Origin of the sequence: Paenibacillus agaridevorans (assembly GCF_018604145.1) — a bacterium.
Lineage (GTDB): Bacteria > Bacillota > Bacilli > Paenibacillales > Paenibacillaceae > Pristimantibacillus > Pristimantibacillus agaridevorans.
This window is the reverse complement of the sequence record NZ_CP075889.1, coordinates 7,726,295-7,746,109: the sequence shown is the minus strand read 5'-3', so window position 1 is coordinate 7,746,109 and position 19,815 is coordinate 7,726,295. Positions and strand designations below refer to the sequence as shown.

Here is a 19,815-nt window from a genome sequence, read left to right as displayed (position 1 = left end):
AACCGGCATGCCGAGAAGCCATCTATTGGATAATGCCTGCTTCCTTCAAGAAGCCGGCAATTCCATCTATTAACCCTTTAGCTAATGGAAGATCAGGATTTGTGTATGTCGCCATATTTTCAGCTTGATCGTTGGACGATTCCTTTAATACATGATTCATGCCGTCGATGATAAGCAGCTTTGACTCTTTCTTGGCTTCATGCAAAAGCTCGGCATCCTTGACAGGCACCTGTATATCCGTTGTTCCATTAATAATAAGCACTGGAATATTAAGCTCGCCCAGCAATCGTGCCGGATCATACTGCAGCCAGGAAATCATGTAAGGCTGTACGGATTGGCGGAATAGATTTTGCAGCTCAGCACTGAAAGTGTCCACCTGCTTGCCTTGCTTTAGCTGTTCCAAAATATCTTTTGACTCCTTCAGCAAATTAGCCGGAAGCTGCGCTTCGAGCTGCTCAAGCATCACTTGATCAATCGGCCTGCCTGCTCCTGCAATAGATACGTACGCATCTGCACCTGCCTGCTGGGCCGCTGCCATGCCTACTAAGGAGCCTTCGCTATGGCCGATTATGCCAACCTTGGAAAAACGATTATCCTTCTTTGCAAACTGAACCCAGGAAGCCGCATCATCTACAAAATCTTTAAAGGCAGTATCCTCTTCTTTACCGCCTAATCCAGCATTATTGCCAATACCGCGCTTATCGTAGCGAATGCTTGCCACACCCCCTGCGGCCAACTGTTCGGCGATCATTTTCAAGCTGTTGTTCTTGCCCGGCATCAACAACGAATTGCCGTCGCGATCAGTAGGCCCTGATCCGGCATTAATAATCATGAGCGGGAATGGACCTTCTCCTGCGGGCAATTCCAACTGACCCAGCATCGTACCGTTAGCAACCTCCATTTGTACCATATCCCCCTCGTCGATAGACTCTTCTTGTTTCTTGCTCAGCTCAAAAGGGAACGTTTTACCGTTCTGCTTAAAAGTGCCTGCAATCTTTTCTTTTTCGACATTGCCGTCAAACGTAATCTTCTGTCCTCCAATACTCATATCAAAGAACAAATCGGTATCGGTCAGATTCACGCTTGATAGCGGGTAATCCGTAAGTCCTTGAATAGGAATGCTAATCGTACCCTTGCTCTCCTCGAACTTCACAATAATAAGCAGCGGCTGATTAGGAATGTCAATAGAGCCCTCCCATAACCCGGCTATGCTTTGCCATGAATCGGATTGTCCCTCAGGTTCCTCCGCCTTAGACTTTCCGCAGCCGGCCAGTATCCATAAAGTCGCTAACAGTAAGCAAACGTAAACGCTAGTTTTTCTCATTCTAATCGCCTCCATATTCTTTATCGCTGTGCAATGCTGTTCGTCGTCCTCAACATCAACACTATCTGTTATATATAAACTATAACAAGTGTAACATTGATTTGCAATCATAAAAGTACCCTGACAAACAAAATAAGCCACCCGGCGAAGTAAATTCCGAGTGGCTTTCCTATAGTCTATTTCAACTTGTTGCGACATCTATTCCTTTTCGGTGCCGGGCATTGCGGCATGCCGGACGAACCCGTCCAGAACGCCATTAAATATGCTAGACAGGCTAGCTTTGACGGATAAGCTTCGTGATGCGGCCATCAAAAATCCATTCCGCAATATATACATCGCCATGCGAGTCGACACACACGCCATGCGGGGAGCTTACTTTATCTGCGCGATAATACGATTTCGGCAAGTTCGGCCATCCGGCCTGCTTGTACGCCTGTTGATCTTCTCCGAGATGGGTAATAAGACGATCATTTTTATCCAGAATCGTGATTCTGCTGTGGAGATCCGGCAAATAGATCTCGTTGCCGAAGAAGTAAAAGCTGCAAGGAAAATCCAGATTTTGATCGATAAACCGCTTATGCTCGCCTTCTAGCGTAAATACCTGAATGCGATTGTTGCTGCGATCCGCAACATATAGCTCCGGCTCATCTCCACGCAGGTTAACGGAAATGCCATGCGGCTCAAGTAGCTTGCCCGCTTCTGAGCCTCTCCCGCCCCAGGAGCGCACATAGTCTCCCGCAGAGGTAAATTGATGTACATAATATTGACCATAGCCATCTGCTACATAAATATCTCCATTAGGCGCCACACATACATCCGTCGGAATATACTTACGCTCTGCATCATACAGATCAGGCCGGTCCGGCTGACCAACCTCTAACAGCACCTCGCCCTTAAGGGTTGTTTTTACTAATAATGCACGTGCTGTATCTGTAAAATATAAGTACTCTATGCCGTCCGAATCCCGGTGCAGATAAAATCCATGCGCTCCCCCTTCGAACTCATCGCCGAATGAATACTTGAAGTTGCCCTCGCGGTCAAACACGACAACAGAGTGTTTGTTTGTATGATGGACATAAACATTATCCTCCGCATCTACGCAGATACCGTGTGTATAACCATAAGCGATTCCCTCCGGAAGCCGGCCCCATCCCTCGGCCACTTCGTATTGATGCGTCTCGTTGCCAATGAATTTCCCCATATGTACTTCTCCTCCTTCTACAATTATCCGGCTCCAAGCAGCTTGGAAATCCTGTCTATCATTATACAATGCCATGCTTTTTTTACCAGTCACCCAAGTCACCAAACCTCTACCTTGCCAACCGGTGAAATCCTGCCTTTGTTCTAACATAATCAGAAAGACCACAACAAGCAAACCGCCTCTATGCAAAATAGAGGCGGTCTTTTGCTGCTCGGATGATTACTTCGTACCGTTGCTCATCATCTCGGCGACAACGTCGATTTCGACAAGCAAATCATAGTTCAAGTCGCAGTATACAGTTGTTCGCGCTGGATAAGGAGCGGTGAAATACCGAGCGTATATTTCGTTAAACTCTTTGTACAGATCCCGTCTGGATAAGTAGATGTTTACTTTCTTGACATGGCAGAAATCAAGATTGTCTTTTCGTAATATCGCGAGAATATTTTCCATCGTTTGTACCGTCTGTTCTGCCAACGTAGGACCGACAACCGCACCTGTCTGCGGATCGAGCCCGCCTTGTCCGGAAACGAATATGGAGTCGCCGATACGAGAAGAAGAGGAGAAGGGCAACACTTTCGGCACGCTACTCATGTAAAAAAACCACCTTTTCTATTAATATATGGTTCAACTAAAGCTGTCCATTAATATTGAATATGCAACGCAGGAGTTTGAATCGTCGCATTGTGATGGAGGGATTCCATCGAATAATGAATCATTCCGGTTGTAAGCAGCGTCCTTTCGATCGGCACGGGAGATTGCCCGCTAAGGACCATATCCTCAATCCTTGCCGTTAACGTCTCGAAATGATTGAACGGACGCGCCAAATCCGATTCGAACCGTACGGCGTACTCCTCGCTTGCGAACGTTCGCCATGCAACGGACCACTGCTCAACTTCATTCGGCAGTTGCAGCACATACCCCGTTAACCCGTCCGCGTACCTCGCCGTCATCAATACAGGACCGTTTACTCTTGTCCGCGGATGTCCAACCCGGCGATCCGGATGAGTTGCGAGCGCCAGATGCATCAATTGTTCCGGCCACTCTCCCCGATCCATCTCCTCCCAGACTTGTTCGCCTTGGATAACTCGTATGGACGTTACGCCGGTTTCTCCTCCCGAACGTCTCTCCGCTAACGACTGTAAAGCATCCCAGGCGTGAAAACCGTAATCCTCGGTTCCCCCAAAGCTAACCGCAAGCAGTTCCTGCGGCTTCTGCAACGACGCTTCGTGGACGGCCGGAGCGAGCGGAACGAGCGGAATCGAAGAGCCTCCCAAAAAAGGAATTCCGCGCGCTTTCAACGATCGGTATATCCATAAGGCATCGTCCATGTGCCACGACAAGTGCTTATCAGAAAAGATCGGGACCCGCACGCCAATCTCATCGAGCGCATTCAGCGTTTCCTCCACAAAGCGCCTGCGCGGATAGTCTTTCTGACCGTTCGGGACCATCGGATACTGCCCATGCTCTCCTATAATCAGAACGCCTGCAAGCCCCTGACCGTGACGGTTAGCTTCGACAATCGCTTCTTTAATCGTCCCGCAAATCGGTATACCCGCACGCGCCGCCTCCTCCCTGCTCATATCGTTATCAGGAAATTGATCCAAATAAAGCGACGCGACCTCGATGCGCGGCTTGTATCCGAGCTGACCGAACAGACGCCCGACAATGACTTCGGCATGTGAATTGTAACGATACTCCGTTATAATAACGGCTACTTTCGGCTTGGCCGATCCACCCGTTTGCCCCATTATCGATTGCCCCCTTTCTCCCGATCCACCTTCTCCGCACTCCCTGCCTGCCCAATGTTCTCCATAGAACTGCAGCATGAGACCAGCCACTCCCCAACTGCCCTTGCAATTACGTAAAAAAAGTGCTCGCCCAGCTCTTTCGTCGCCCCGCCCGGCGAGTCGGTATAACCGTCCCAACCGGTAATGATGCCGCGACGGCCGACGAAGACATTCGTCATCCCGCGCGCGATCGAAGTAATGGCGGGATGCTCCTGCTTCTCGAAGGGGCCGGTCACGACTTCCGGATTGAGCGCCATCATCATGGCTGTTTCGAATGCGCCAGCATGGCCAGGCACCGGACCGATCTCCCCGGCATTAGCGTCCACCAATGCTTGCTTCGCCAAGTTCCAATAAGACGCGGCAGCCGTCCACACCGGATATTGTAGAGTCAGATCCACTGCTGCTTGCTGCATCACCCACTCGTTACCGCCGTGGCCGTTCACGAAGACGAGCTTCCCGAAACCATCAAGACACAAGCTCCGTCCAATGTCCATCAGTATCTGCAGGTATACCTCTGATGAAATGGACAACGTTCCCCCGAACGCGAGATGATGCTCCGAGCAGCCGATGCCAAGCACCGGCGCCATCAGGAGTTTCGCCCCAGCACCTGTGGCGATTCCAATTGCCTCCCGGCATATTCGTTCGCAGATCACCGTATCCGTCCACACCGGAAGATGCGGGCCATGCTGCTCCGTAGCGGCCAAGGGAATGACCACAGTGTAACCGTCATTGGCGAATTGCTTCAATTGTTCGCGCGTGTATGCGCCAAAGTCTATTCCGTTCAACACATGAATCCTCCATCTATTGGATAGAGTGAGCCTGTAACGTAAGCGGAGTCATCCGAGAGCAAGAATGCCGCCAAACAGGCGACCTCTTCCGGACGGCCGCTTCTCCCGATCAGGTTATGCGTGGACTGAAGACCATCGGGGGATTTGATATCTCCCGGCACGATCGCATTAGCACGCACGCCGAACGGCGCTTGCTCGACCGCGATAATACGAGTCAGATGATTGATCGCTGCTTTCGCCGAGCTGTAAGCAATCGGAGCATTCTTGAGCGGAATATTGCCGAGCACGGAAGATGTATTGACGATAGTCCCTCCGCCCGACTCTTTCATCATCTCCACGACATATTTATTGACGATAAACGTGCTTGTCAACGTTCCCTCGATGACAAGGTTCCACTCCTGCAACGACGCCTCGGAAATCGTCTTCCAGATTTGGGTGTAGACGTTATGGAACAAACCATCCAATCGGCCGTATTTGATCTTTATTTGCTGAATTACATCTTTAACTTGTTCTTCATTTGTCGCATCTGACGCATACAGATCCAATCGTTCCCCGTACATTCGTTTCCATTCCAGGAACTCATCCACTGTGGAGAGCTCGTGCAAATCCGAACCAATCACCCATGCTCCCTCTTTCAGGAAGTGTTCGACTGAAGCTTTGCCTATCAGTCCCAATGCGCCGGTAATCCAAATAATCTTATTCTCTAAGCTCTTTTTGTACACGTATGATCCTCCTACCCTCACCGTTCTCCGTCCGTTACCCTTTCACTCCGCCTAGTTATTATGATTTAGTCATGATGTTGTAGAGTATCTGTACAAATTGCGCTCTGCTTGCCGAATCTTGCGGCAGGATGTTGCCATTGGTACCGGAGATTATTCCCGCTTTCACAAACTGTTCAATGGCGTGATTGGCATAATCGGCAATCTTCCCTGCATCCTTGAAGTCTGACAGATTTTTGACGTTGCCTGCTGCCGGCCGTTCATTGATGTTCGTAAGCGCATTGTATACCAACACAAACAATTCCTGTCTGGTCACCTGTCTGTCAGGGGCAAATTTATTGCCGCCTACCCCGTTGGTAATTCCCAAATGCTTCGCCACTGCAAGATATCCGGTGTAGTAGGTGTTCCCTGCATCACCGAAGTTGTTTCCGGTGTTTTCATCAGGACTGATACCAAAAGCTCTCATCATCATGACCAAGGCTTGAGCTCTGGTTACACTGTCATGCGAACCGAAGTTTCCATTGCCCACCCCTGTAGTGATTCCTCTTGCCGCCGCAAAGGTAACCGCATCATAGTACCATGCGCCCTCTGCCACATCTGCAAAGCCGACCTTGTTGTACGCGACTGCAAACCTCGAGGCTCCTTCTATCTTGAAGGTCAGTGTTCCTGTTGCCGGGTCGTAGATGCCACTGGTCACTATCACCGGTAGCCCCTCTTCGTTGATGGCATAAGCGACAATGGCATTCGGATTTTCTCCTGCTTTCAGTGTATACGGAATAGCTGCTTCCGCTTTGCCTACAAGCTGTGGTATTCCCTTTTCTCCGCTTACAATATCAAAGCTCACTACCGGTCTGCTGCCAACCTGGCTCCGAATTCCAGCCGGCAATCCGATGTCTTTCTCCTTCGCAGCCGTAATGGTTATGGTCCCCGCCGACTGTTTCAGAAGTCCTTCTGCCGTCCTGTCATCCAAGGTCATCGTTCCAAACGGTGTAGAAACGACCAAGGTATCCGCCTTGCTATCTATGAATGCTTTTAGGGCTTCATCTGTCAGACTAATACCCGCTGTCCCGGCATCCGCCCCCACGTGCACTTCAATTCTAACTGTCGTCACTGTTCCTGCACCTTGCTTTGCCGCTTCAGCCTCAGCCTTCGCGATGGCATCCTCCACCTGTTTCTCGGATATTGGCGCTACAGCCTTTCCGTTCTGATCTGTCGCGGGTTTTACAGGTATCGTCGTTGTTACACGTCCATCCTCAAACGTTGTTCCAGGCACCGATGTTGGTGTTGGTGTCGGGGAAGGCGTCCCCGGACTTGTCGTCCCGTTCGCCATCTTTATCAGCACGACATCTTTAATCCCGGATATATTTCCGGCCGCATCAATGGCCTTTACCCTGTACCTGCGTACCGTACCGGTCTCCAATCCGGCGTGAATATAGGTTGTTGAATCCGTTCTGACCGTTCCATTAATTCCGCCTATCTCCGGCGAGTTCAACACTTCCAGAATATATCCGACAACGCCTACATCATCGGTAGCCGGCGACCAGCTTACACGCACCTCGCTGCCGGAGATTTGCTCGGCTTTCAAACCTTCCGGAGCCGTTGGCGGCGTTACATCCAGTTCCGTATTGACCTGCCAAAGCATTGCAGGACCGGTGATCCCCCCGGTACCCAGTTCATCCAGGACTTCATTTCCCACATCAACGACAATCAAATTCGGTTCGCCAAATTTAATCGCCGGCGTAGCGTCAAACTCCCACGGTTTCATCAGAGGAGAGCCCTTCTGAACTAATGTCAGCTCTGTACCGTTCATCCATACTCTCGCTGTCTCGTCAATACTGCTGAACCAAAGCCGAATCGGCTTTCCTGTATTAAACTCCGAGTCAACATCAACCGTTGTTCTGTACCAGGCATGTCCTTTGTAATAACCAATCCCCTGATCGGACCAGGACTCCGAATAGGTTTTCAGTTTCATCCAGGATTCCATTCCCAACCCGGGTTTCCAGAGCCCCAATTTATCCCCGGAACCATTCGGGAACAGCATAACATGCCATTCGTCCGGCAACTCGGCAACCATTCGGTTGCCGTTGCTGAGCCGTTGACTTCCCTGATTTGTGATTTTATCAAAAAACCAGTCCGTATAATTATAGGAGGCAAGGGTATTGAGCATGACAGGAGAGTGAATAACAGCCTGTTCTCTTACTTTAGAGATTTGATCGAATTTTTCCTTAGCCTCAATAAACTTAAAGCTGTTAATCCGTTCCTTCATTTGAAGGAAGTTATCGCCAAAGCTAAAAGCAACGCGCACCATATTGACCCGTTTGGCATATACGGGATCCGCTGCCCGTTGCGCCGCATCTTCAGCTTCCGTTAGCGACTGCTCCATCGCCTGCATGACACTGTCACTTAAAATATGCTGAAAATCATGGATACTTCCCGCATAATAATCTGCCTGGGCAAAAGCATTTTCCAAAATGTCGAAATGTCTTTTCATCGGCTCTGCGGCAGATCCATAAAACGTTGTAAAGTAGTCCTCCAGCAAAGCAGCCACATCCAGATCGGGGTTCCACATCATCTTGGCCGCCAAATAGAGCGTTGGTCCATGATAGGCCCATGCCGGAAGCGCCTCGCCGCGTATGCCGATAATCCCCTGTTCGTTGAAATATTTGTATTCTGTTCCTATTCTTTCTGTAAGTGAAAAAGGTAGCCCCGGATCAGCAAGATTATAAAGATAATCATATATCATTACGTTAGGACTTACCCTTTTCCAGCCGTCAATCATGTCTTTGATGTGCTGTCGCTCCCACGAAAGCGGATTGTCAATGCTTTTCATCCTATCCGTTCTAATGGAAGCGATGATCGGTACTATCCTGGGATCCGGCATATGCTTGACTGGCGGATAATAATACTCGTCATAGGCAAAGAAAGAAATTTTCACATCCTGATATCCGGCATCATCAAGCTTTTCCAAAACAAGATTAAAAAATTTCATATAGCGATCTGTTAACGATAATGTTCCTCCATGTATGGCACCCTTAAAATCCCCGTCCCACTCAGGGTCAGGCTGGAGTACCGTTACAGGCCCGTCATTGGGTCCCATCCTTAGATATTCAAGCTTGGGATCTGCCTCCAATCTTCTGATTGCCTCCGCCACGACAAGGTTCAGTACTTCCGGCTTGGTCACATCGTATTGTCCAGTCGGATTTCCTTTGGCATCGGGCAAAAACAAATCAGGACGTTCTTTATTCGTAGGCGATGTAATCAGTAATCCATGATTTCCTAACGTTTTCTGATTCAGACGCATATGTTCGACCCAAGGTACACCTTCTGTCAGATTGACGCCCACCGGCAAACCGGCACCCGCGACATATGGCGCAACAGCTTGCAAAAAGCGGAAATCAAAGCCCGGGTGCTGGATGTTGTCCTGATAACCGACCGCAATTGTACGCATAGACGGAACTACGGTGCCGATATCACCGGGCATGAACCACCGCACGCCAATTTGCTCCAGGAGCTCGTAAGCGGCATAAAGGCTTCCTTTGTCATTGTCATCCAATCCTGCTAATCGAATGATCCCCTCCTTCACATATAGCTGGAATGAATCGGGTTCAGTTCCCTTGGCACGGATTGCAGCCTTAGCTGCATCAAGATCTGGAGCGGCTTTTCCGATATAGATCTTTGTGCCCTGCACCTCGGCCGTGTTATCAGCCACAGGCAGTTCTACTCCGGATATTTGCCGAATCAAGTCTTTGAGTTCCTGCATCGCTTTCTTTTCATATTCGGTTGCACTTTGCGACAAGATGATCGTAGACCGTGGTTTTCCGTTCTCCACCAATACAAGCTTGGGATCCGAAGGGCCATTTGCAGCCAAAATCTGGGGCACCGAAGCAAACAACAACCCCATGATTAATCCCCAGCAAAGAAAAAGTTTTCTTGTCAAGATGCTCAACTCCTATCATCCATAATTTAGAGGGTCATTGGGGCTGCATGATGATTTCCACTATGTCGCTAGAGCTTACATTCGGGAACGCCGTACTATAATGATCGATTGCCCTTACCCTGTACCTAAGCGTCTTACCGTCAGCTTCCAGTCCGGTGTGGGTAAATTCCGTTTCTAACGCTCTCATTAGTTCTTTGTTGACTCCTCCAGGGGGGACCGGATTCAGCAATTCCAAAACATACTCCCTCATTCCGTAAACCGATTCGGATGCAGTCCAGCTTATTTTCACCTCGGTGTCAGAGATCTGCTCAACGGTCAGCGTAGGCTTTGTAGGCGGGACTTTTAGAGTCATGAAAGCACTCACGGCAGATTGACCTCCAGCATTATCAACTGCCAGTACCCTTATCTTGCGTACGATGCCCATTTTAAAATAATCGGTGAAGATAAATTCATTTGTTGTTGCTTCTACCGTCATAAGTTGTCCCGCTCCGCCGTCTACATCCCACACCTCCAACACGTATTTGGCAATCCCTACATCAGATGTCGCCGGATCCCAGCTTATTTTCATCGCGCCGTTAGCCAGCGGCTCCGATTTCAAACCGGTTGGGGTTGTAGGCGGGCCGGCAGGCGTTACATTTTCCGCCATTGTTATCTGTACTACGGCACTATAATCAGCAGACATATTTCCGGCAGTATCGATTGCCTTCACCCTGAACCTGCGTGTCATACCGGGTTGCAGTCCGCTGAGGATATACGCATTCGTTGTCGATTTTATCGTTTCCAGCACTCCCCCCGGAGGATTCTGGTTCAGCACTTCCAGGCTATACCCGGCAATTTCGAAATCTTCATAAACGGTAGAAGGGTCCCAGCTTATATAAACCTGGTTGGCGGAGGTTTGCTTAACCTTCAAACCCGTCACCGTTGAGGGCGGATTCATGGTTACGCGTGCGTAAGCACTATAGTTAACCGATTTATTTCCGCCAGTATCGATTGCCTTTACCCTGTACCTGCGTTCCATGCCGGGTTCCATACCGGTGTCGATATATTCATTTGTCGCAGTGATTACCGATCCAAGCACTCCCCCTACGCTCTCCCGGTTCAGCATTTCCAACTGATATCCTGTAACCCCTGTATTATCTGCGGGTATATCCCAGGTTACCTTCACGGTGGCGGTACCGGGGATGTGTACAGCTTTCAAGTTCTTCACATCCGCAGGCGGGAGATAATCCAACTCCGTATTGACCTGCCAAAGCATGGCAGGACCCATGATCCCACCGGTACCCAGTTCATCTATGTCTTCATTACGCACATCAACAACAATGACATTGGGCTCGCCGAATTTAACCGCCGGCGTAGCGTCGAATTCCCAAGGTTTTGTCAAACCCGTCCCCTTCTGCACCAATGACAGCTCTTCGCCATTTATCCAAACCCTGGCTGTCTCATCGATACTGCTGAACCAAAGCCGAATCGGTTTTCCTGTGTCAAATTCCTCGGCGATATCTATCGTTGTCCGGTACCAGGCATGTCCCTTGTAATAACGAAGCCCTTGGGCGGACCAGGTCTTTGAATAAGTTTTCAGCTTCCTCCAGGATTCTGTCCCCAAGCCAGGTTTCCAAAGCCCCAGGTCAACGCCGGATGCATTTGGGAACAGCTTGACATTCCATTCATCCGGCAACTCAGCAACAATTTGGTTTCCATTGCTGACCCGTTGTTTTCCTCCGTTTACCATTCTGTCAAAAAACCACTCTACATAGGTATAAGCTTTATAGCTGCTTAAAATGGCCGGGGAGTGAAGAACGGCCTGTTCCCTGAAATCATAAACGTTATTAAGCTTTTCCTTTGCCGCATCAAAATGAAAAAGATTGAACTGTTCGAGCATTTCAAGAAAGTTTTCACTGAAACCATTAGCGATGCTGATCATATCAATCCGTTTGGCATATACCGAATCCGCTGCCACCTTCGCCTTTGCTTCCCCAAGTGTTCTTGCCAATTCTTGCATGACTTCATCGGTCAAAATGTGTTGGAAATCATAAATGTTTCCGGCGGAATAATCCGCTCTTGCAAAAGCATTTTCCAAGATTTCAAAATGCTCCTTCATCGGCGATGCCGCAGGTCCATAAAACGTTGTAAAGTAGTCCTCCCGCAAAGCGTCCACGTCCAGATCGGGGTTCCACATCATCTTGGCCGCCAGATAAAGTCCCAGGCCTCCATACCCCCACTCCGGCGTAGTCTCGGCGCGTATACCTATAACTCCATGTTCTTTGAAGTACTTGTACTCTGTACCTACTCTTTCTGCCAGCGAAACAGGCAGGCCCGGATCGGCAGGGTTATACAGATAGTCGTAAATCATTACCGTGGGACTTACTTCATTCCAGCCATCAATAACTTCTTTTAGATAGTTGCGCTCCCATGCAAGCGGATTTCCGATGCTGTGTATCCGATCCAGGGTGAGGGAAGCAATCATCGGTACAATTCGTTGATTCGGCGTCCACCGTACCGGCGGATTATAGTAAGTGTTATAAGCGTAGAAAACAATTTTCACATCTTGATAGCCTTCTTTTTCAAGTTCCTCCAAAACAAGATTAAAAAATTTTATATAACGATCCGTCGTTGATAATGCTCCTGTTAATACATCCCTATCATCCCCATCCCATTCAGGGTCAGGCTTGAGTACCACCACATGCCCATCGCTTGGTCCTATACTCAGATATTCAAGGTTGGGATTTTTCTGCATTTTTGCAAGCGACTCTGCTACAACCATATCCAGCACCTCCGGCTTCGTCACGTCGAGGTGTAACGAAGGTGTTCCGTCGGCGTTGGGCAGATACAGATCCGCTCGCGTTGATCTCGATGGAGGGGAGCTCAACAATTCATGCGCACCTACTGTCTTTTGATTAAGGCGCATATGCTCGACCCAGGGTGCAGCCTCTTCGAGATTGCTCCCCATCGGCATACCGGCAGCCCATAAATATGGCGTGGTAGCTTGAAAAAAACGGAAAGAAAGACCCGCGTGCTGAATGGTGTCTTGATAGTTAACCTCAATCGTTTCCAGCTCCGGAACGACAGTTCCGATATCGCCAGGCATAAACCACCGTACGCCAATTTGCTCGAGGAGCTCGTAAACGGCATAAAGGCTTCCTTTGTCGCGGTCGTCCAACCCTACCAGGTTAATGGCTCCCTCCTCTACATGCAGCCGGAATGAGTCGGGTTCATCTCCCTTCGCCCGGATCGCAGCCTTATCTGTATCAAGGTCTGGGGCAGCACTTCCAATATAGATCTTGATTCCGTCCACGCCGGTCGAATTGCTCACGACAGGCAGCTCAACTTCAGATATTTGTTTGATGTAGTCTTTGAGTTCCTGTGCGGCCTTCTGTTCCTGTTCGGTTGCGCTTTGCGACAAGATGATCGTGGACCGTGATTCTCCGTTCTCGACCAATGCGAGCTTGGGACCCGTATCATTCGGCACTGCATTCAAAGCCTCCATACCAATCTCCTCAGGCAAACCGGTTGAGCCATTTTCCGCCAAAACCGAGGGAACTACGGAAAACAACAGCATAATAATCATCCCCCATAAAAGAAAGCGCTTTCTTACCACATTAATCATCTCCTTCTTATCGTGATTGGACGCAACAAAAGAAACCCACGTTCCGCATGAAAGCGTATCCGTTTTTTTCATGTAGAACGTGGGGCAAAAGGATATCTGAGCAAACATCCTGCTACTTATTTTTTGTTTTCCATTTGGTCAATATAATCGTTCATTTCCTTCAGATACGTTTGACCGAACTTCGTATTCCAGTCCTGCAGCACCTCTTTGTACTCGGATGACTGCGCATCGCCGATAATGATTTTTGTCGTAACCTCGCTGAACTTTTTGTTAAAGTCGAGGTAAGGCGGCGTCTTCGCAATGGCTGGCGTGTAATTGCGATCTTTGGACATCACGATTCTTTTTACGGCCTTCTCGATATTCGGCAGGAGCTTCTGCTTCAGTTCCTCCGACATAGCAGGATTAATAAAGAACATGAAGTCATTGGCGCGGCGAACCATATTTTTGCGGACGAATGTCTCCAGCGGTGTCGCCGAGTAGACGCGCTGGTTGTTTTCCACCTTGTAGTCATGCCCTTCAATGCCGGTGTAGATGGAATCCCAACCTTCATCCGAAAGCATATAGTCAAATACGTCAACCACTCTTTGCGGGTCACTCGCGCTGCTTGTTACCGCCCAGAATCCCCATAAGCCCGTACCTTGCCCCAATCCCTTCATCTCGCCTTGCTCGTTCTTGACGAAAACATAGGCAAGCTCAAAATCCGGATTGATCTGTTTGCCGGCATTCAGAAAAGTTTCGTAATGACCTGCAAACCCGTCGATTACACCCGTTTTACCGCTTTGAAACTGTTCCAGAACTTTGCTTCCGTCAAGCGTAGGGCCATCCGGATCGATCACTCCTTCTTTGAACAGCTTGGCCGTCAGCTCCAAAGCCTTCGTGTATTTATCCGAGTTCAGATCGTATTGGGGATTCATATACTTGTACTCTCCCCCGTCGGACTCCTGCCAGCCGTAAAGTCCCAGCTCATTCTGGAAAACCGGTCTGATCGATTTGTCAGGCTGCGCGGCCCATCCATATCCGTACGTATCGTGTTTCCCGTTGCCGTCCGGATCTTCCTTCGAAAATTTGGTCATGATATCGAGCATTTGATCAAATGTAATCTCGTTATTATCCGGGATCTGGATATTCAATTTATCGAGCCAGTCTTTGCGGAACCAGTACCCGTCGGAACGGATTACGGTTGTACGCGGAATGCCGTAAACTTTGTCGTCGCCGTTTACGCGCAGAGCGTCCCAGGAAATGTCGTAGGAATAGTTCTGGATATTGTCGGCTTCATTCAAATATTCGTCGATCGGAATGATAACGCCATCCTTAACCGCTTTCAAAAATGAGGCATCATCCGGACTTGGAAACCAGACGACATCGGCAAGATCGCCGGTTGTCAGCGATAATTGCAACCGCTCGGTATAGCCAGTCGACGGCGGGATATCGAATTTGATCGCCGTATTCGTCGCTTCCTCGATTGATTGAACAAGCAGCTTGTCCGTTTCCGACAAGTTGGATGACGCGAACTCTCCCATAATCGTCATGTTTACTTTCGGTTTGGCGGTTTCCCCCGCTGCCCCCGACGTCGGCTTCGGGTCGTCGATTTCCGCCGGACCGCCTTTGTCTCCACACGCGGTAACTGCGACAAGCAGCACTGCAGCGCCCACGCAAGCTATTGCTTTTTTTAATTTCACCTTGATTCAGCCTCCCTTAATTATGTTTATCTATGACAGGGGCCGGAAGGAGTTATCCCTTGACGGACCCGAGCATAATCCCTTTGACGAAATAACGTTGCAGGAATGGATACACCGACAAAATCGGTAGAATGACGATCATGATCGTCGCGTATTTCAGCGTCTCCGGCATGACGTTCATATTGCCAATCTCGGCATTGTTGCCTCCTGCGGAAATTTGCAGCATTTTGGCTCCCTCGATGACCTCCCGCAGAAACAGCATGAGCGGCCAGTTCTCCACGCTGCGAATATAGATGATCGCCGAGAAAAAGCTGTTCCAATAACCGACTGCTGCGAACAACGTCAATGTCGCGATAATCGGCATCGAAAGCGGGACGACAATTTTAAATAAAATGTAGGGCTCTGAGGCTCCGTCGATTTTCGCGGCTTCCTCCAGCTCCTCCGGTATGTTCTGCATAAAATTGATCATCAGAATCAAGCTGAACGCGGAGAACAGCGTAGGAAACACGAGTGCAGCCAGCGTATCCACCATGCCGAGCGAGCGGATCAAATAAAAATTCGGAATGAGGCCGCCGTTGAACAGCATCGTGAAAATAACCAAATTGATCATAATCGCTCTGCCTTTCAGATGTACCTTGGAGAGCGGATAAGCAGTAATAATATACAGAAATATCCCAATTGCCACGCCGCTGATCGTAATCATGATCGTATTGAGATAGCTTCTTGCCAGCACGGGATGCGAAAGGATATCCTTATAGGCATCAAATGTGATGTCGCTCGGCCATATGCGCATCGGGTTTTGCATATACGCGGTGTGCGAGCTGATCGAGACTGCGGCAACGTTTAGCAGAGGATACAGCATGACCATGCAGATCACGGATACAATCAGATAGACGGCGATGTCAAAAAGCTCGATTCTCTTGCGCAAGTTCCTTCACCTCCTACCATAATGACTTGCCGAACAGACGCGCAATCCGATTAGCCAGCACGATCATAATGAGTCCGACTACCGATTTAAACAAACCGACCGCAGCCGTAAAAGCGAGCCTTCCTTCCAGCAGCCCCACCCTGTACGTGTACGTTTCAAACACATCGGCCACTTTGTACGTGGCAGGATTGTACAACAGGAAAATTTGCTCGAAACCGATATCCAGAATGCTTCCGACCCGCAATATCAAAATGATGATGATCGTCGACGCGATGCTAGGAAGCGAAATATACCATATTTTTTGCAGCCGGTTGGCTCCGTCAATTGTGGCCGCTTCGTAAAACGACGGGTCGATGGTCGTCAGCGCGGCCAAATAAATGATCGTCCCCCAACCAAGCTCCTTCCATATTTCTGCGGAAATGAGAATCGTCCGGAAATATTCCGGCTTGAGCAGGAAATGAATCGGCTCCCCGCCAAAATCGACAATCAACCGGTTGACCCAGCCTGACGACGGGGACAACATATTAATAACGATGCCGGCAATGACAACCCATGATATGAAGTGCGGCAAATACAGCACCGTTTGCGCAAATTTTTTAAACAGCAGACTGCGCATTTCGTTGAGCAAAATGGCCAGCAGAATCGGCGCCGGAAATCCGAACAACACCTGATAAAAGCTGATGACGAGCGAATTTCGCAAAATCATGAAAAAATCGTCCGACTGGAACAGATAACGAAAATTTTCGAAGCCGATCCAGTCGCTTCCCGTTATGCCTTTAATCAAATTGAAATCCTGGAATGCAATAATAATTCCGAACATGGGAACGTACTTGAAAATAAACAGATAAAGAAATCCCGGTATAAGCAACAGATACAGCCATTTGTTTTTTCTCATGTAGAGCCAGACGGAACTGGCTTTGCCGTTATTCATCCACATTCTCCTCCCGAGGACGCTGCCGCAAAGCAATTACTCGCAAACGATTTCAACCACTCGCGCATGGTCCAATCCATTCGTCGCGATGACCTCCAGACGCAGCGTCTTCAGATTTTTCAGCATTGTCGGCAAATGAACCATTCGCTCGTAATTATCCTTAAAATGAGCCACTTCCTTTCTTCCATCTTCGTCCTGCGCAATCAACTTGAATTCCTTCAGCGTCTCGGCTTGCGGCCGTCCCCACTGCATATGCTTCTGGAGCACGTCCAGATGGCATAACATAAGCAATCGGTGCAGCCCGGTATCGAGTACGATTGTAATCCGGGAAACCGTTACCGGCTCCGCCCACTCAAGCTCCAGCCACGGACTGTCGTCTCCCGGCTCCGACATCCAGCGATGCGTACCCGCCGTCGTCAAGTCGGGACGTACTCCCTTCTCTCCGTGTACCGCGCGAGTATGCCCATTCACAACATTACTGCATTTGCCTTGCTTTTGCTCGGACGATGCAGAAATTCGAGCAAGCTTCGCGATATTGCCTTCCAGCATACGGCCCGGTAAAAACGCGCCCTGCCGCAACAATTGCTGCTGCGCCTCCTTCACGACACCGCTTTCACAAAATGCTTGCTCTAGCGGCAGCTTGCGTTTCACCGCCGTTGCCGCGAATGTTCCAAGCCCTTCTCCCATGACCGCACAAGTCGCCATTACCCTCGTACTGGAGAAGGCGATATGAGTAGCCGACAAATTGCGGCCCGCGAACATCAGATTCGCAATATTGTTGCTTATCATCGAGCGCAGCGGAATACTATACAAATACGGCGTAAACGGCTGATTGCAAGGCTCTTCGTTTTTCGCATCAATCCCCTGGGGAGGATGCGTATCCATCGACCAACCGCCATAAGCGACTACATCTTCAAAATCGACAGCCTGTTGAATATCGTTTTGGGTCAGGACATGCTGACCGATGAAACGTCTGGACTCTCTTTTGCCTGGCAGAAAACCGAACCAATCCAGCGCCCAATTGGCGGAATCCGGGTGATTGCCGCTGTTTTTGATGTGATCCCATACCCCGAGCATAATCGCCAGCAATTCGTCGCGAATATGTTCATTATGCTTGATCGTATCCAGCGTCCCTCCGAATTCCACCCACCAATAACCGAACTCCCAAGCGTTGTGGTCTCTAAACTGCAGATCCTCCTCCGTAAACTTGCGAGCCCATGGCGGCGGAACAAACGGCATCGGGCGGCCCATATCCCTCGAGGTGAACAATAGGGAGGATCCCAGCCGGTATGCGTCTCTATTCAGGTTCGCACCGGACTCATTAAATTCATGAGCCGCTTCGCGACCGGTTGTAAACGCGGCGCCCGCTTCAAACCCCAGCCTGCCGTCGCCCGTACAATCCGCGTAAATGGCAGCATGAATCGTAAAACGGTCTTCCGTGCTCTCTCTAACCGCATGAACGGCACGAATTCGAGAATCCTCGACATCGGCGCCGACAACCGCCGTGTTCAACAGCAGCGTCAAATTCGGTTCGGCGCGGCACTTCTCATACAAGATCAAATCCAACATGCTCGCGCTTCGTTGCGGATTTCGTACAGCGCATTCCAGCATAATTTCCTCAATGATACCGCTTTCTCTTCGTTCCGCTTCCAGTATCGTTCCGATGGTTGAAGCGCCGGATATATTCATGCGAATCTCCGACGAGGCGTTCCCGCCCAGTACGGAGCGATCCTGGCACAATATAACGCGCGCGCCATTGCGCGCTGCCGCTAATGCGGCTGCTACTCCCGTCATCCCTCCGCCGGCGATCAAAACATCCGTATCCCATATTTTCGTATCAGTCGGTCCCATCTTATTGACTCCTTTGCTTGCTATACTATATCTTTAATTCAATGATACTATCTTTTATTATCGCATTTGAATTCATAAAATTTACTTTCCATATCCAAAATTTCATCGAATCGACGAGGTGAACCAAGATGCCCGCAACCTTGCCCGAGCTCATATGGCATAACTATTGGATTAAAAAAGATAAATTTCTGATGGAAGCGGATAACTATGCGACGTGGGTGCTTTTCGCGGTGGAAGAAGGGAGTTTTGAATACCAGATCGGAGAAGATTACGGAGTTGCGGAGTTCGGAGACGTGGTCGTATGCCCGCCCCAAATTACTTTTCATCGGAATGTGTTAACGCCTTTATCCTTTCATTCCCTTACGTTCCTGCTCCCCGAAGGAGAAGCGCAGCAGATTCAATCCCTTCTTGCACAGCGAAAAATCAGGCTGCCGCAAATCCGGCGACTGTCCGAAAACTACAGCAGTTTACGACAAACGGATCAGCAATTGTCCTACAATTCAAAAACTCAAAAGCTGCGGCAGCATTATTTGATCGATATTTGGCTCATGATTACGCGGCAGGCGATGGAATCCCCTGACACCGATCTCATAGCGGGGCATGACGACTCCATTCGCGATGTCGCGGACTATTTGCACAAACATGCCCATGAAATGATCGAAATCCGCGATGTCGCGCAGCAGTTCGGGATGACGCCCGTGAAGCTGATTCGCAAGTTCAAAAAGAGCTATGGCGTCAACCCGCTGCAATACTTAACGTCGTACCGGGTCAAGCATGCGTGCAGACTGCTCTTGACCACGGATTGGACGCTTGACGTCATTGCCGGAAATTGCGGCTACGAAAACGGCTTCTACCTCAGCCGCGTGTTCCGCAAAGCGATGGACATAAGCCCATCCGAGTTCCGCAAGCAGAATCGGTATTAAGGACGAACGTGGAGTGAGTGCACAGAAAAATCGCTCAACCACCGGGTGTTGCTTCGTGTGCGGGCGAGCTATTAAGCAGGGGATAACGAAAAGCATGCCATAAAAAATCACTCCCCATTTCTCCTCACAAACAACATTGCCTA

The 19,815-nt window shown here is 49.5% G+C and carries 13 protein-coding genes; 1 reads left to right on the top strand and 12 read right to left on the bottom strand.

All coding sequences use genetic code 11. The annotated features are described in order from the left end of the window. Nucleotides 1–22 precede the first annotated feature (22 nt). From KJW29_RS31070 to KJW29_RS31015, 12 genes are all read right to left on the bottom strand, one after another. The gene (locus tag KJW29_RS31070; RefSeq protein ID WP_214627501.1) at nucleotides 23–1,324 is read right to left on the bottom strand and encodes an alpha/beta hydrolase family protein; all 1,302 of its coding nucleotides are present in this window, start codon (nucleotides 1,322–1,324) and stop codon (nucleotides 23–25) included. Nucleotides 1,325–1,598: 274 nt separating this feature from the next. Continuing rightward, nucleotides 1,599–2,525, bottom strand: a complete 927-nt coding sequence (locus KJW29_RS31065) for an NHL repeat-containing protein (RefSeq protein ID WP_214627500.1) — start codon at nucleotides 2,523–2,525, stop codon at nucleotides 1,599–1,601. Between the two features lie 219 nt (nucleotides 2,526–2,744). Further along, nucleotides 2,745–3,116, bottom strand: coding sequence for a RidA family protein (locus KJW29_RS31060; RefSeq protein WP_214627499.1), 372 nt, complete (start codon nucleotides 3,114–3,116; stop codon nucleotides 2,745–2,747). A gap of 50 nt (nucleotides 3,117–3,166) precedes the next feature. Next, nucleotides 3,167–4,273 (bottom strand): hypothetical protein, encoded by a 1,107-nt coding sequence (locus tag KJW29_RS31055; protein ID WP_214627498.1) that lies wholly within the window; start codon nucleotides 4,271–4,273, stop codon nucleotides 3,167–3,169. Beyond that, the gene (locus tag KJW29_RS31050) at nucleotides 4,273–5,100 is read right to left on the bottom strand and encodes a creatininase family protein (RefSeq protein WP_214627497.1); all 828 of its coding nucleotides are present in this window, start codon (nucleotides 5,098–5,100) and stop codon (nucleotides 4,273–4,275) included. The genes KJW29_RS31055 and KJW29_RS31050 overlap by 1 nt, the downstream gene beginning before the upstream one ends. Then, a complete protein-coding gene (locus KJW29_RS31045; RefSeq protein ID WP_214627496.1) occupies nucleotides 5,094–5,822 on the bottom strand; it encodes an SDR family NAD(P)-dependent oxidoreductase in 729 nt (242 codons plus the stop codon). Before KJW29_RS31045 ends, KJW29_RS31050 begins: the two co-directional genes overlap by 7 nt. A gap of 58 nt (nucleotides 5,823–5,880) precedes the next feature. Further along, nucleotides 5,881–9,756 carry a DUF4838 domain-containing protein gene (locus KJW29_RS31040; protein ID WP_214627495.1) on the bottom strand — a complete coding sequence of 1,292 codons (3,876 nt, stop codon included), beginning with the start codon at nucleotides 9,754–9,756 and terminating at the stop codon, nucleotides 5,881–5,883. Nucleotides 9,757–9,790: 34 nt separating this feature from the next. Beyond that, entirely contained in the window at nucleotides 9,791–13,351 is a 3,561-nt protein-coding gene (locus tag KJW29_RS31035; RefSeq protein WP_214627494.1) for a DUF4838 domain-containing protein, read from the bottom strand. 125 nt (nucleotides 13,352–13,476) lie between these two features. Then, entirely contained in the window at nucleotides 13,477–15,039 is a 1,563-nt protein-coding gene (locus KJW29_RS31030) for an extracellular solute-binding protein (RefSeq protein ID WP_214627493.1), read from the bottom strand. A 52-nt stretch (nucleotides 15,040–15,091) separates the two neighbouring features. Further along, nucleotides 15,092–15,967: a carbohydrate ABC transporter permease gene (locus KJW29_RS31025; RefSeq protein ID WP_214627492.1), complete on the bottom strand. Its 876-nt coding sequence runs from the start codon at nucleotides 15,965–15,967 to the stop codon at nucleotides 15,092–15,094. Between the two features lie 13 nt (nucleotides 15,968–15,980). After that, on the bottom strand, nucleotides 15,981–16,898 hold the full coding sequence (locus KJW29_RS31020; RefSeq protein WP_246608452.1) for an ABC transporter permease: 918 nt from the start codon (nucleotides 16,896–16,898) through the stop codon (nucleotides 15,981–15,983). Between the two features lie 36 nt (nucleotides 16,899–16,934). Then, entirely contained in the window at nucleotides 16,935–18,749 is a 1,815-nt protein-coding gene (locus KJW29_RS31015) for an FAD-dependent oxidoreductase (protein WP_214627491.1), read from the bottom strand. 128 nt (nucleotides 18,750–18,877) lie between these two features. Here KJW29_RS31015 and KJW29_RS31010 point away from each other — a divergent pair, with 128 nt between their 5' ends. Beyond that, nucleotides 18,878–19,672, top strand: coding sequence for a helix-turn-helix domain-containing protein (locus KJW29_RS31010; RefSeq protein ID WP_214627490.1), 795 nt, complete (start codon nucleotides 18,878–18,880; stop codon nucleotides 19,670–19,672). Nucleotides 19,673–19,815: the final 143 nt, after the last annotated feature.

Bases quoted from the DNA above. Each gene is read 5' to 3' on its own strand.
- KJW29_RS31070 (WP_214627501.1), bottom strand. From the start codon at position 1,324: ATGAGAAAAACTAGCGTTTACGTTTGCTTACTGTTAGCGACTTTATGG.
- KJW29_RS31065 (WP_214627500.1), bottom strand. From the start codon at position 2,525: ATGGGGAAATTCATTGGCAACGAGACGCATCAATACGAAGTGGCCGAG.
- KJW29_RS31060 (WP_214627499.1), bottom strand. From the start codon at position 3,116: ATGAGTAGCGTGCCGAAAGTGTTGCCCTTCTCCTCTTCTTCTCGTATC.
- KJW29_RS31055 (WP_214627498.1), bottom strand. From the start codon at position 4,273: ATGGGGCAAACGGGTGGATCGGCCAAGCCGAAAGTAGCCGTTATTATA.
- KJW29_RS31020 (WP_246608452.1), bottom strand. From the start codon at position 16,898: ATGAATAACGGCAAAGCCAGTTCCGTCTGGCTCTACATGAGAAAAAAC.
- KJW29_RS31015 (WP_214627491.1), bottom strand. From the start codon at position 18,749: ATGGGACCGACTGATACGAAAATATGGGATACGGATGTTTTGATCGCC.
- KJW29_RS31010 (WP_214627490.1), top strand. From the start codon at position 18,878: ATGCCCGCAACCTTGCCCGAGCTCATATGGCATAACTATTGGATTAAA.